General features: G+C 43.1%; 13 protein-coding genes and 2 pseudogenes. 1 reads left to right on the top strand and 14 read right to left on the bottom strand.

Annotated elements, in window-relative coordinates:
• Positions 1 to 14: 14 nt before the first annotated feature.
• The 11 genes and pseudogenes from proB to LC653_RS17185 all read right to left on the bottom strand — a co-directional run bounded on the left by proB (position 15) and on the right by LC653_RS17185 (position 9,350).
• Positions 15 to 1,124 carry a glutamate 5-kinase gene (gene proB / locus LC653_RS17235; protein ID WP_229495620.1) on the bottom strand — a complete coding sequence of 370 codons (1,110 nt, stop codon included), beginning with the start codon at positions 1,122 to 1,124 and terminating at the stop codon, positions 15 to 17.
• Between the two features lie 294 nt (positions 1,125 to 1,418).
• Positions 1,419 to 1,958 (bottom strand): YqeG family HAD IIIA-type phosphatase, encoded by a 540-nt coding sequence (locus tag LC653_RS17230; RefSeq protein WP_229495619.1) that lies wholly within the window; start codon positions 1,956 to 1,958, stop codon positions 1,419 to 1,421.
• Between the two features lie 54 nt (positions 1,959 to 2,012).
• A pseudogene (locus LC653_RS17225) lies at positions 2,013 to 2,357 on the bottom strand (hypothetical protein); the annotation flags it as partial.
• A 150-nt stretch (positions 2,358 to 2,507) separates the two neighbouring features.
• Positions 2,508 to 2,789, bottom strand: a pseudogene (locus LC653_RS17220) (hypothetical protein); the annotation flags it as partial.
• Positions 2,790 to 3,022: 233 nt separating this feature from the next.
• A complete protein-coding gene (locus LC653_RS17215; protein WP_229495617.1) occupies positions 3,023 to 3,595 on the bottom strand; it encodes a DUF3727 domain-containing protein in 573 nt (190 codons plus the stop codon).
• A gap of 145 nt (positions 3,596 to 3,740) precedes the next feature.
• Complete coding sequence (gene ruvX, locus LC653_RS17210) at positions 3,741 to 4,238, bottom strand: Holliday junction resolvase RuvX (RefSeq protein WP_229495616.1); 498 nt, start codon at positions 4,236 to 4,238, stop codon at positions 3,741 to 3,743.
• Entirely contained in the window at positions 4,219 to 5,457 is a 1,239-nt protein-coding gene (locus LC653_RS17205; protein WP_229495615.1) for a GNAT family N-acetyltransferase, read from the bottom strand. The genes ruvX and LC653_RS17205 overlap by 20 nt, the downstream gene beginning before the upstream one ends.
• 224 nt (positions 5,458 to 5,681) lie before the next feature.
• Positions 5,682 to 5,888 (bottom strand): hypothetical protein, encoded by a 207-nt coding sequence (locus LC653_RS17200; protein WP_229457894.1) that lies wholly within the window; start codon positions 5,886 to 5,888, stop codon positions 5,682 to 5,684.
• Positions 5,889 to 6,036: 148 nt separating this feature from the next.
• Positions 6,037 to 6,528 carry a hypothetical protein gene (locus tag LC653_RS17195; protein ID WP_229495614.1) on the bottom strand — a complete coding sequence of 164 codons (492 nt, stop codon included), beginning with the start codon at positions 6,526 to 6,528 and terminating at the stop codon, positions 6,037 to 6,039.
• Between the two features lie 151 nt (positions 6,529 to 6,679).
• Positions 6,680 to 8,836: a pentapeptide repeat-containing protein gene (locus LC653_RS17190; protein ID WP_229495613.1), complete on the bottom strand. Its 2,157-nt coding sequence runs from the start codon at positions 8,834 to 8,836 to the stop codon at positions 6,680 to 6,682.
• 172 nt (positions 8,837 to 9,008) lie between these two features.
• Positions 9,009 to 9,350 (bottom strand): hypothetical protein, encoded by a 342-nt coding sequence (locus LC653_RS17185; RefSeq protein WP_229495612.1) that lies wholly within the window; start codon positions 9,348 to 9,350, stop codon positions 9,009 to 9,011.
• A gap of 387 nt (positions 9,351 to 9,737) precedes the next feature.
• Here LC653_RS17185 and LC653_RS17180 point away from each other — a divergent pair, with 387 nt between their 5' ends.
• The gene (locus tag LC653_RS17180; RefSeq protein ID WP_229495611.1) at positions 9,738 to 10,178 is read left to right on the top strand and encodes a hypothetical protein; all 441 of its coding nucleotides are present in this window, start codon (positions 9,738 to 9,740) and stop codon (positions 10,176 to 10,178) included.
• Between the two features lie 70 nt (positions 10,179 to 10,248).
• Here the strand turns inward: LC653_RS17180 and LC653_RS17175 are convergent, their stop codons facing one another.
• From LC653_RS17175 to LC653_RS17165, 3 genes are all read right to left on the bottom strand, one after another.
• Positions 10,249 to 10,620, bottom strand: coding sequence for a hypothetical protein (locus tag LC653_RS17175; protein WP_100900598.1), 372 nt, complete (start codon positions 10,618 to 10,620; stop codon positions 10,249 to 10,251).
• A 68-nt stretch (positions 10,621 to 10,688) separates the two neighbouring features.
• Complete coding sequence (locus LC653_RS17170) at positions 10,689 to 11,870, bottom strand: glycosyltransferase (RefSeq protein ID WP_229495610.1); 1,182 nt, start codon at positions 11,868 to 11,870, stop codon at positions 10,689 to 10,691.
• A 10-nt stretch (positions 11,871 to 11,880) separates the two neighbouring features.
• Positions 11,881 to 12,870 carry a GDP-mannose 4,6-dehydratase gene (locus LC653_RS17165; RefSeq protein ID WP_229495609.1) on the bottom strand — a complete coding sequence of 330 codons (990 nt, stop codon included), beginning with the start codon at positions 12,868 to 12,870 and terminating at the stop codon, positions 11,881 to 11,883.
• Positions 12,871 to 12,904: the final 34 nt, after the last annotated feature.

Below are 12,904 nucleotides of genomic sequence, written 5' to 3'. Positions count from 1 at the left end.
ATCTTATTTTTATCCTAAATCAAAACCAAATTATCCCGATGAATCACGGTCTCCACGCCCGCATAGCCTAAAATTGCGGAAATTTCCCGTGAATGACAGCCGCGAATCTTTTGCAATTCATCGCTGTTGTAATTTACAAGTCCTCTAGCAATTTCGTTGCCGTTGCTGTCACACAATTGCACTGCGTCCTGTGTGCGAAACTCTCCTTCTACTAGCTTAATTCCAGCTGCTAATAACGATTTTCCGGCTAGAGAAATTGCCGCGATCGCACCTTCATCTAAATACAATTTACCCGCAGGTAGAAGTCCGTAAGCTATCCAACGTTTACGCGCCGAAGTTGGTTCAGGTTGCGGTTCAAAATGCGTCCCAATAAGTTCACCCTGGATAATTTTTTCTATATTCTGGGGAAATCGCCCTTGGGTAATTACGGTACGAACTCCCGCCGCGATCGCAATTCTCGCAGCCGAAATTTTTGTCACCATACCCCCAGTACCCCATTGAGAACCTTGGGAACCTGTTTGTATTTGTAATTGAGCTAATTCCTTTATGCTACTAACTAAAGCGATCGGCCGCGCATCTGGTACGGAACGCGGATCGGCTGAGTATAGCCTATCGACATCGGTAAGCAAAAATAGCCAATCTGCTTCTACTAGGCTGGCAACTAATGCCGAAAGGGTGTCATTATCACCAAATTTTAGTTCGTCTATTGCTACGGTATCATTTTCATTGACTATAGGGATCACTCCCAGTCCTAATAGTTCCTGAAAAGTGTTGTAGGCGTTGAGATAGCGGCTGCGCTGTACCAAGTCGCTGCGAGTCAGTAATACTTGAGCGATCGCCTGTTGCAGAGTAGTAAATAAATCATCGTATATCCGAATTAACCTACCTTGTCCAACTGCTGCTACAGCCTGTTTTAGTGCGATCGCCTTGGGCCTTTCTGTTAAGCCCAACCGCGCACAACCCACTCCCACAGCCCCAGAAGAAACCAAAATCACCCGGTGTCCCTGGCGTCTTAAATAACAGAGTGTTTCCGCCAAGGTAGCGATGGTAGAAAGTGCTAATTGTCCCGTTTCTGGTTGGGTTAGGCTAGAAGTGCCGATTTTGACAACAATTGTTTTAGTCATTAGTCATTGGTCATTAGTCATTAGTTATTGGTCATTAGTTATTGGTCATTAGTCATTGGTCATTAGTAACTGACGAATGACAAAGGACAAATGACAAAGGACTAATGACTAAAGAAATTGTAAAGCGCCAATCCCTCTATAGTGAAGGCTGACGCTTTACGGGTTTATATTTATTTTGTATGCTGTAGGGTCTTTTTTGGCTGACCCCATGTTATTAATACTTATGATCCCCGATTTTTGGATTCCAGTAAGATTCTTTAATCATTTCTTTAGATTTACTTTCCTGACGATTTATCAACTTTTGTGAATCTTGCTTTTCTTGGGGGTAATAGAGGCTCCTAGAATTTCAGATATCCAAACTTCAAAGTTGCGGACAGGATGAGAACGCAGGGCTGCGTCTGCATGGACAATCGGTTCAACTAGAATGGTAAACATCCCCAGGCGATTACCTGCGATGACATCCGTAAATAAGCGATCGCCTACCATCCCCACTTGATGCACTGGTAGATTCATTCCCCTAAGGGCTGCCCTAATTTTGCGTCGGGAAGGCTTGGCTGCACCCAAATAGTAAGGTAGATTGAGCGATCGCGCAATTCCCCCAATTCGTGCTTCACTCAGGTTGTTACTCACCAAGCACAATGCAGTACAGGTACGAATTTGCTCCACCCACTGCCGTAGTTCTGGGGAAGCTATTCCTACTGTAAAGGGTACCAAAGTTTCATCTACATCCAATACCAGCCCTTTAAGCCCGTATTTTTGGATAATATCTGGTGTTAGATTCAACACTGAACCTTCTAAAATCAAATCAGGCTGTAAAAGATTGTTCCAAGCCATAGTCAACAGTCAAATTTAAATAGCTCTAGACAAATGAGCATAACTCAATATAGTTTAGTTAGTCGAACTCGATCCTGGAATATCTCCCTGAACATTTTGAGATAAAATCCCTAAAATTTTATTTATCTCTTTTATGTAATAATTATTCAAATCAATAAATATATCGTTTTCTTCTAACCTCAAAAACTTCCAGATATCCCCGGTTGTTACCGCGCCATAAATTTTTCTAATTTCATTTCCTTCTTGTTGATTAAACAATTGTGCTGCCAACATTGCCGCCGCACATTGACCTAATCCACCTTTAATATTTTCATTTTTGGCTTCAATAATAACCACCACAGGCACATTAATTGTTAATTGCTCTTTAGCACGACTGATGATAAAATCACAATAGCTATTTATATCATGTCCGCTTGATTACTTATTAAACCCGAAGAACCCCACCCCTTAATCCCCTCCCCGCTCTTCGGGAGGGGAGACAAAGCGTAGCTTTGGCGGGGTGGGGTGCAATGACTGTGGGAATCATAACTAATTATGCGGACATAATATTAGACCTTTTTCGGCATCTACATTAAAATCTGTTCCCGAAAATAAACTAATTGGATAATTAGCCCTGCGTCTTACCTCCAACAATATCGGAGTAATAATCATTTCTGAACGAGCTTTTTCAGTATTAATTGCTAAAGCCAGTTCTGTAGTTTCTTCTAAAGAATTTATGAGTTTATCGCTTGGCTGTAAAGGTTCTATGTCGGCATATAAATCAGTTTCTTCATCAATGTGGATGCTGAATGACTTTTTAAATTTACTTAATGTAAAATCGCTATAAGCCATTTTCAGCACCTCATCCCAATTTTTGATTTTAGATAATGGAATTAAAAATCAATCCCTGCCAAACTGCTTTTTCCAGAATCTTAAACAATACTAATTGTCCCAATTTACTGTCAATGATTCATTGCTTCCACATTGAATGGGACATGGTAAAAGGTTTAGCTAGATTTTAATTACAATGAAAATTTTTAATTAAAAAATTCAAAATGAAAATGTTACATTTTGAATTTTTAATCTTATTCCACTTCATTAAAAAGATGTTCTTCTAACAGAGGTTGCACTTTGCGAAACTCCTCTGGAGAAAGTAATTCAGGTTCACCTGTTTTTGCTATCCGTGCAAAAAACAACAGGGGATCGAGGGGTGTATAAATTGCATACTCTTGATCTTCATCATAGAAGCTAGCGAGTAGCTGTAATTGCTCCGGATCTAAATCCGCTTCTTCATCTTCGATTTCTAAAGTGAAGAGTTCTGATTCTTCAACGGGCGGTAAATCACCTGCAACAGTCAGAGCATAAGCTGTATTCTTCAATATCAGGTTCTGCTCAGATAGTACAGCTTGGGCAGTGGCAAAAATTTGCTCAATAATGGAGTCATCTTCTACCAGAACCGCTTCTTCTTCCTCACCGTCACCTTCCCAAGAAAAAATTTCTACAGGTGAGTCTACAGGAAGAAGTAAAACGTATTCTTGTCCATCGACTTCGAGGGAATGCTCAATGTAACATTCGAGCGATCGCCCTTTGTCATCGGTTAAAGTGATGGAACCCGCATGAGCGTTATCATTTTCTTCAGGAAATGGAGAGGAAAACATAGCCGAAATGTAGAAAGAAATTTAATAAATACCAGCAACTTTGAAAATCGCTTAACTATTTGATGACATATTATGTCAACCAAATAGCTTTATACGTAGATACAACTGCTGGCTAATCGTTTTCAGAATATCATGTTAAAAGGTATCAATATTCAATAGCCGCAACTGAACTGCGGGAACTAGCACGCTTAACATCCAACCATTGTTGTAAAATCAAAGCGGCTGCCTTGCGGTCAATCAAACCTTTATGGCGTGACGGGGAGCGGTTCTCAGCTATCAGCAGTTGTTCTGCTTGATATGAAGTTAATCGCTCATCCATATATTCCACAGGCAGTTTCAGTGCTTTAGCAAGTCTTATAGTAAATTTTTGAACTTGACGCGCCTGAAATCCTAGTGAGCCATCCATTGAATAAGGTAAGCCCATTACCAGGATTTGCACCTCGCGTTCATTAACTATTTGCCGGATTTGCTCGACATCCTGCTCAAAAGATGTGCGTTCAATTGTGGTAATCCCCGTGGCAATTAAACCCGTGCGATCGCACCCGGCCACACCAATGCGCTTGCGACCAAAATCTAGCCCCAACGCTGAAATAAACGGTTTTGGTTGCTCCTGGGATATCACGCTAATTCTCCTGCTGTGCATCTGCTGATTCAGAAATCGGCGATGCTTCCATGCTAGGATTTTTTACCGAAAAGTTAATCGGTTCTGACAAGCTTTGCAGTGGTTTATCTGAAGATGGCAGCTTTCCTGGTTGTATCCATGACATTCCACCTGGTATAGGTTTACGTGCCGGTTGTAAACCTTGCAGCATATCAGTCCACTGAATTCCTTCTAAGGAGACGAATTTAGACTCCCGTAGCTTGTGCCACACGGAGCGAGACATCACTAATGTATGTTCTATACGTTTTGCTCCAATTCGCTCCAAATACTCTTCTCGCTCTGCCTGATAGTCTGAGGAAGCGAGTTGTAACCCTTGCTGGGGAAAATCTTGGGCAATACGAGCCAGCTGAGATAATAATTCTGGATACAGCCAGGTATAAGCAGGATGAACCGTCAGCGTTGCAACGTGGGGGACTTCACCCTTACGGTCAAGTTGCACCTGAAAATAGCCGATCGCAGCTTTGCGTTGCGGTTCAAATACGTAACCACTCACTACTTCTGTTTTGTTCACCCATTGCATTACCGCATCAGTTAAAGCACCGAACAAACTGGTTTTAAAGTCGCGGGTGTTACGGTCAAAAACCTGACGTACCAAAGGTGGCATAGAAGCCGTATCTAGTTGATATAGCAACTGGGCATCAGCATTACTTACTGGCAAAAGGTTGGGTAAGTCTGGCTCTGCTTGTGCTAATTCAGCCAGTAATTCTGGCCCAATTTCCCAGTACGTCATTTCTGCCAGACGCTGGAATCCATTTTGTCGATATAGTGCCAGTGCCTCTATGTCATTGATGTTAACTTCCAGTAACCAAGTGCGAGCTTCCAGAATCGATTCAAAGCAATGACGCAAAAGTTGGGAGCCAATTCCTTGTTTATCGACACCACGCTCTAACAGCACTTGATCAATGCGCCAAGTGCTGCGTGTCCGGTTAAAGGGTGACACTTGAATCATCCCTAGAAGCATCCGCCCTTGCTCTGCTATGTAGGCACAGAGGCGATACTGTAGCGGGTTAGGAAACCAACTCAAAAATTTGAGTAATCCATACCAGCGACGCAGCATGAGCATCTGGCTGATGGCAAAACCTGCTCCCTTGGGAGTGAGGGCTGCGAATGACTCTTGAGTTATGCGCTCAATCCCGTCCAGATCCCGGTATTGGACTGGTCGGATAACAACGCTGAGGTTTCTGGGAAGTAATGAAGTCATTTTTATTCGAGCCGCTATTTAGCCTTAACTAACTGCTCTTCAAAGGAACTGCTGCAATAATATTAACTGCTTTTTGCCCCTTACTATAGCGCCAAAAGGGTGATTTTAGTAACTCAATACTTAAAAAAGCAGAAAAAGCAGACCTTGTGAGAACACCATTGGCATTAACCCAACAACATCTGCCTTATATTTTATTGGAATTTTGATTAAAATTTGTATATATTTTATAGCCCTTGTCGAGAAACTAGCTTTTCAAAGTGGGCTTGGGTTTGATGGAGTAATTGCTGGCGACTATCTACCAATGTTTGCTTCAGGGTTGGAACAAGATTGCGAGCTTGCAGAGTCATGTGAAGTTGCAGGTTGGCGACATATTCACTGAAATCTTGATTCATTTCATCTGCGCTTGCATTCGTTAATAAATTTGATTCCATTGCCACTGTGTTCTCCTGTGTTAATCCTATGCTGTCTCTCTTCATGACCAAAAAGTATCACGTTGTTTGGACTAACTTCTTAATTTGCAATGAAGTTTAACGCTTATAGCGGGATAGGGATAGCGATCGCAGTATTTTTCTTTGCCCCTTAAAATCTCAAACCAACACCACCTTGTACAGAGATAGCTGTACCACCGCTATCACGGTAGGCATCAAAAGCGATAATGGCGTTGCCAAAAAGCACAGTATTGCTATTTGGGATCATATAATCAATGCCCGGTTGTAAAGCAAAACTAATTTTGTCGCCCACAGGAGAAGATCCACCACCACCAGCCAACACTAACCCAGCACCCAGGTAAGCATCAGCTTGCCAGTTGAGGGGAAAATCGTAAGAAACCGTTGGCACAACTGCCGTATTATTACCAACTAACACTTGGGCACGCAGTGAAATCGGTGCTTCCAAAAGCTTGTAGCGACCGGCTATAACCCCCCCCAATTGGATACCGTCAGTAAAACCAATAGCGGGGCCTATACCGATATAACTGCCATAGGCTACTTGAGCTTGTGCTGGTTTACTACTTGCCAGACTCAAGACCAAGCCAGCCCCCAAAACTGAAACCAAATATGGAATAAATTTCATAACCGAACTCCTCACACCAATTAGTCATTAGTCATTAGTCATTAGTCATTTGGCATTAGGCATTGGGCATTGGGCATTGGGCATTGGGCATTGATTATTCGCCTTGTCTCCCTCATCCTCCCCTGCCTCCCCTGCTCCCTGCCCCTCCATTCTACGGGCAACTAGAATGAATGCCTCCTTGAGTACAAATGTATGCTACTTGCTTGGGATCTAAATTTTTGGCTTTAGAAAAATCAACCCCTTGGACTACGGCAGATACTGAGCCTAAATCTGGGGTTTCTACAAATTGATCTGCTGGATCTTGTTTATTAGGAGCGAGAATTGCCCCCTTAAAATCTGCTCCGGCGACATTTGCCCCCCGTAAATCTGCAAGACTCAGGTCGGCATTTTGCAAGTTAGCGTTTTCCATCTGGGCAAAACGCAAAACAGCACCAGCTAGACGAGTGGCACTCAAGTTAGCATTGCTGAGATTAGCACGATCCAAATAGGCTCCTGATAAATCTGCCCCTTGCCAATCAGTATTAGTTAAATTGGCAAACGATAATTGCGTTCCTATGGCAGTGGCGCGACCTAAACGCGCACCGTACAGATTGGCTTCGTTCAATTTAGCATCGCCTAAATCTGCTCCAGTCAAGCTGGCTTTTTCCAAAACAGCGTTTCGCAGATCGGCTCCTACTAGTTGGGCGCTGTTGAGTTTAGCTTCATATAGACGGGCGTTGGATAAGTTGGCTCTGTTGAGAGTGGCGCGGCTCAAATCGATCCGGTTCATCAAAACGCGACTGAGATTAGCATCAGTAAGATTAGCTTGCTGCAACTGAGCTTGGCTTAAATCAGCCATTACATCATCATAGGTATCCCAGCGTCCATCTTCACCTACGCCTCGAAAGCGGCTACCCTTAAAGCTGGCTTGGTTAAGATTTGCAGATCTAAACTTAACTCCTGATAAATCAAGGTTGTCTAGTACCAAGTTGAAGAAGGAACTTCCTGGAGTCCCACTTTGACCTAATTGGGTGCTACTAAGGTCAACGCCCTCGATTTTACCACTGTAAACAGAGAGAATCTTGTTGATCGTCCGCTGGTTTCTTTGTAGCCGCCCTTGCCGTAATTCCTGTTCTTGGGTTGCAGTGCTACCCACAGACTCTAGTTCGCTAACCAAAAACTGATTTTTATTTTTTAGTTCCGGGATGGCTTGGGGGCCAACAGTTGTCAAAGCTTGTTGAATCGTATCCAGGAGGCTGGGGTTGGTTTCGCTAACCAAGACATCCGCCAGAAATTTAATGGACTGTGGGTCATTAATGCCACCCATAGCCAGAATTGCACTTTGGCGTTGCTCATTAGTCGCCCCAGAGTTGGAATTCAATTGGTTGCGAAGTTCGAGGAACTGTTCCCTGTTGATTTTCTCGGTTGATCGCTGGGATTGTTGAATTTGGATATAAACTTGAGTGCCTATTAAAGTTGCCAACACAGCAGTCATACTCGTAAGCCCTATCCCAAACAAAGTCAGATTAGGATTTTGCTGTATCCGCCGCCACAGATTAGGCGACTGGTTGGTTTCGGCTGCCGCTAATTCTTCTCCCTCCTGCCATTCTTCGGCTTCATCATTACCGCCAGTAGACTCAGCTTGTTTGTTGTTAGCTAAAAGTGAGGATGGCAAGGGGCGAGTCGCATCTATTGTATAAGTGCCTGCAAGTTGATCGTGCAATGCGCGACGCCCCCGGCGCGACGGTAAGCCTATCCCTTCACCTACAATCATTAACAAAGACAAAAATGTGAATAATCCTAAATTAGGAAAAGCAAAGCTGTAGCGCCACAGCAGATAGGCGATGGAAATGGGTACAGTCCAACGCCCAACTCCTTCTCTAATCACCACTGCCCCCAAACCAGGTGGCCTTCCTTGCTCGTTGACAACCCGCACTTTTAACCAACGTTTAGGAATTGTGCTACCACTCTTAGCCAGTAAATACAATTGCCACCATGAGAGAGTTACAGGTGCTAACAGGGCAATTGTCCACAAAATATTAGTCGGCCATGCCACGTTACGGATGCCATAGCTAACAGGTAGAGCCAGGGGTCTAGCGATCGTTCTTTCTGTAACTACCAATACGGGGTTAAGGGGCACTCGGTTAAAATCGCTTCTAGAATTGGCATAGACACCAATGCCGAAGGGAATCAACCCACTGCTAACCACTAGTGTGATTTCAGCCGCCCAAGCAGCAAACCGCCTGCTTGCTAGCAGCAGCGAATTGGCTCTTTCTGGTTGTTTTGACTGATCAGATTGATTACTTCTTTTGATAATTGGTGTCGTCATCGCATAATTTCCTTTGACATTATTTATACGCCGCGATCGGCACAGTTAAAATAGACTAAGCTAACCGGCAAAAAGTGAAATAGAATTTTGCAGCTATAAGTCAGGAGCCTTTTGTATCATGGCTCCTGACTTTCATAACTACAGGTATGCAAAGTAAATGCATATCAGCTTATTACTTACGTTGAAAGCTACTAGACACAAAAATTTTGTATCCAACATACACTAACACTGCCAAAAGTGCCAGACTAATTACAGATGCAACCAGTTTAAACACTGCTTGCAGCATCGCCAAGCCTACTACCACGGTCACACCCGAAACTACCAGCTTTTTTGTCCCAGATAAGCTGTTGAACCAAATCTGAAATCGCTCCAGTTGCAAGTTAAACTTGGCAAAAACAGATGCCTCAGTCTGTTTTTGCTCTTGTGGTTGGGGAACCACTTCAGGCGAACAATTAATCTCTGCCTCTAGCTTATTGAGGCGACGCTGCAAGTCTTCTTCTCTTTGAGGATTCATCAATCTTTTCTACCTCAGCTATGTCACTTATTCCACAACAGACCAACAAATTCTATTTTTGGTGGTTGTCTTAGTGATTTTAGCTAATGTCTGTGTGTGCAATACCTTTCTGGGCAGTAAAAATTATGATGATTTTTGGAATTTTTGCGTGTTACGGATTGAAGGGCAGAATATAGGGTAGAATATTTTGGTGCAAAAGCGCCACCACACATAGATAATTTGCACGATTAATGGTCTTTACACCCATGAAATATTCACAAGAAATCCTGAGATGAATAGTATTGCTTTATACGACACCTTTTGGAACTAAGACGGATTGCTGCCGTCTATATAAATCATCACCATATAACAATATTGCTCTAGAAAAAATCTGGAGCATTAATTAAAATGAAAACGCTTAGGCTACTTACAATTGTTCCCACAGCTTTGGCGATGAGTTTGGTTTTCGCCCAGACTAATTTGGCACAGAAACCAACAATCCAAATTAATCGGAATCTCCAAGCAGATCCACTGGTTTTGAAGGGAAAGTCTGGGGGAACTGTCAAAAGTAATTGTGGCAATATTACCACTGAGCCTAATCAAGTTATCCAGGTTACAGAATCACTACCTTATTTGCGATTAACAGTAGAGAGTGAAGGGAAGCCAACGCTGTTGATCGATGGGCCTGGGGGACGCTTTTGTGTAATGGCAGATAAATATTCTGGAGGCAAGCCAGAACTTTCTGGTTTCTGGCAGGCAGGAACATACTCGCTGTTTGTGGGCGAACTATCCCAAGAAAAGCCAAGCTTTAACTACACCCTCTCAATCTCGCAACAAACAAATAAATAGTCATTTGTCCTTTGTCACTAGTCATTTGTCCTTTGCTAATGACCAATGACCAATGACTAATGACTAATGACTAATCTTCCAGTGATTTGGCTGGGACTTCCACAGCTTTGACATCAATTGTGCCTTCTGGTGTGAAGCGCTGAAAATGACTATTTTGTACTAATAGTGACTCCCCACAGTTAGGACACTGCAACTGACTGTTATTTAAACCTGTAAATTCATATCTACAGACGGGACACTGGTCTGCAACCAAGTTACGTTGCAGCCACCAACGAAAGCCAAAAAAAGCCACAATGGGTGCTAAAAACAGCAACCCGACAATAATTAGCAACGAATTAACCAACCAACCCAAGCCCAGTGATGCCAGCAACCAAATAACTGCCAGCAGGGTAAGCCAAGGGCGGAGATTTAAAAGATTCAATTGAAATGACTTAAAGCTCATTTTTTAAATGTCGTCCTGCTCTCCTTCTAGGATAGCGATTTTAGTTATTGGTCATTTGTCATTTGGACTCAAATGGACTTTATTACTGAGGATAGAAGAATTTTTTGCAAGTGCTGTTGAAAGGCATCTATGCCAAACAGAGCGATCGCTTGTTCTCGTAGCCACTTTCCATTACATCGCTGGTCATTCCCTTGAAGCATTTCTATACAAGCCGTTGCTACCGCATCAGGACTGCGGTGTGGGACTCGCCATCCCAGTTTACCATCTTGCAAAGGATCAGCTGAACCATCGTCGTTACCGGATAATACAGGCACTCCACAAGCCATTGCTTCCAGATAAACAATGCCAAAGCCTTCTTGCGAAGGCATAATATAGGCATCAGCAAGGCGGTAATGTTCCATTAATTCTTCTGTGGCAACGAAACCAGCAAATACGACGCGATCGCTCACACCTAAATATGCAGCTAGTTTAGCTAATCGCGGTTGGTCATCGCCGCGACCAATTACCAAATATTTCACTTCTGGGAAAACCTGAGCGATTTGTGGTAATGCCCGAATTGTTACATCTACACCTTTGTAAATATCCCCTGACCATAACCGCGCTACTGTCATTAACACCTTAGCACCAGTTAAGCCATACTTCTTTCCTAATTCTGGCTGCTTGGAACCAGGAGTAAATTTATCCCCATCAATTGCACAAGGCATCATCTGTACCATTTTCGGGTTTAGACTATTAGCAGCACAAGCGCGATCGCGGCTGTAACGACTAATTGTCCAAATTCCAGCTGCTGATGTCAGGGCACGACGTTCTTGATTTTTGAGCGGTTCCCAGACTTCTTTGCCGTAAGTTAGCACGGTGTAAGGAATCCCCAAGGGCTGGCAAAGAGTTTGTACTAATAGTGCTAAGTTAATATGACCGCAGAAAACTTGTTGCGGACGGCTTTGCAACAGACACTTGAGTAAAGCTGCTGCCATTTGCAGTCTTCCTATTTGGGGAGACTGATTTTTAAAGTAATGAAATTTTAAGTTCTTGTCTTCAAACGGATTTAAGCTATCAGGACTATCTCGCAGCAAAAAGACTTCCGCTTTGTAGGCTTGGCTCAATCCCAGATAGGCGCGAAAAATATCTTTTATATATGATTGGATACCGCCTTCGTGGGCAAAAATTTCTAAAAACACGAAGACATGATTAGTTTTTTTGTTAATTTTATCACCTAACTTGAGGTTTTCTGTCACTGTAGTGATATGCATGTTAGGTTATTTACACTCGCGGTAAGGGCGCGATCGCACCGCTTTGTAACCGCTCTAAATCTGTTTTTACCATTTTTTCTAAAAGTTCCTCAAAGCTCACTTGGGGTTCCCAACCAAGGTTTATTTTAGCTTTACTGGGGTTAGCTACTAGTTGAAAATGCTCATCTTGTCGCAATAAGCTCGTATTTAAAACTATATGCTGTGTCCAATCTAATCCGACAGACTCAAAGGCTGCGGCAACTAAATCTCTAACACTGTGCAGTTTACCAGTGCCAATCACATATTCTTCTGGTTCATCGACTTGCAACATTAACCACATTGCTTCTACGTAATCTCCAGCAAAGCCCCAATCGCGTTTGGCATCTAGGTTACCCATTTCCAAGGTGTCAGTTAAACCCAATTTAATCGATGCAGCCGCCAAAGAAACTTTGCGTGTAACAAACTGAGGTGGTCGTAGAGGAGACTCATGGTTATATAAAATTCCACTACAGGCAAATAGCCCATAGCGCTGTCTGTGATGCACCATTGTCCAGTGGGCGTGCATCTTGGCCGCAGCATAGGGATTTTTGGGGCGAAAAGGCGTTTCTTCATCTTGAGGCGAAATAAATACATCGCCAAACATTTCTGAGCTGCTGGCTTGATAAAACCTGGTAGACAAACCAACCTGTCGTACTGCTTCCAAAAGCCTTGTAGCCGTACCAGTTATCAGATCCAGGGTTCCTAATGGATCGTTCCAAGAATCCGGTACAAAACTCGGAGCCGCCAAATTGTAAATTTCTTGGGGACGCAGCTGTTCAACTGCGGTCAACAGCGCCGCATTATCCCTCAAGTCAACCGTATAAATTTCTACTTGATTTGCCAGTGTTCCTAGTTTTGTCAAATTAGGTTGTCGATGTGGGGGTACTAATCCTACAACTCGATAACCACGGTTGAGGAGCAAATGGCTGAGATAGTAGCCATCTTGACCAGTAATTCCTGTAATTAGGGCTGTCTTAATCATATTTTGTCCTCTATTTCCTCTATCTCTTTAAGCA

The sequence above is a fragment of the Nostoc mirabile CHAB5784 genome (assembly GCF_020829645.1).
Classification (GTDB): domain Bacteria; phylum Cyanobacteriota; class Cyanobacteriia; order Cyanobacteriales; family Nostocaceae; genus Nostoc; species Nostoc mirabile.
Note: the sequence above shows the minus strand (reverse complement) of the source record. Positions and strands in the feature narration are given on the sequence as shown.

Excerpts from the sequence above, each read along its gene's own strand:
- proB (WP_229495620.1), bottom strand. The coding sequence starts at position 1,124 with ATGACTAAAACAATTGTTGTCAAAATCGGCACTTCTAGCCTAACCCAA.
- LC653_RS17230 (WP_229495619.1), bottom strand. The coding sequence starts at position 1,958 with ATGGCTTGGAACAATCTTTTACAGCCTGATTTGATTTTAGAAGGTTCA.
- LC653_RS17215 (WP_229495617.1), bottom strand. The coding sequence starts at position 3,595 with ATGTTTTCCTCTCCATTTCCTGAAGAAAATGATAACGCTCATGCGGGT.
- ruvX (WP_229495616.1), bottom strand. The coding sequence starts at position 4,238 with ATGCACAGCAGGAGAATTAGCGTGATATCCCAGGAGCAACCAAAACCG.
- LC653_RS17205 (WP_229495615.1), bottom strand. The coding sequence starts at position 5,457 with ATGACTTCATTACTTCCCAGAAACCTCAGCGTTGTTATCCGACCAGTC.
- LC653_RS17200 (WP_229457894.1), bottom strand. The coding sequence starts at position 5,888 with ATGGAATCAAATTTATTAACGAATGCAAGCGCAGATGAAATGAATCAA.
- LC653_RS17195 (WP_229495614.1), bottom strand. The coding sequence starts at position 6,528 with ATGAAATTTATTCCATATTTGGTTTCAGTTTTGGGGGCTGGCTTGGTC.
- LC653_RS17190 (WP_229495613.1), bottom strand. The coding sequence starts at position 8,836 with ATGACGACACCAATTATCAAAAGAAGTAATCAATCTGATCAGTCAAAA.
- LC653_RS17185 (WP_229495612.1), bottom strand. The coding sequence starts at position 9,350 with ATGAATCCTCAAAGAGAAGAAGACTTGCAGCGTCGCCTCAATAAGCTA.
- LC653_RS17180 (WP_229495611.1), top strand. The coding sequence starts at position 9,738 with ATGAAAACGCTTAGGCTACTTACAATTGTTCCCACAGCTTTGGCGATG.
- LC653_RS17175 (WP_100900598.1), bottom strand. The coding sequence starts at position 10,620 with ATGAGCTTTAAGTCATTTCAATTGAATCTTTTAAATCTCCGCCCTTGG.
- LC653_RS17170 (WP_229495610.1), bottom strand. The coding sequence starts at position 11,870 with ATGCATATCACTACAGTGACAGAAAACCTCAAGTTAGGTGATAAAATT.
- LC653_RS17165 (WP_229495609.1), bottom strand. The coding sequence starts at position 12,870 with ATGATTAAGACAGCCCTAATTACAGGAATTACTGGTCAAGATGGCTAC.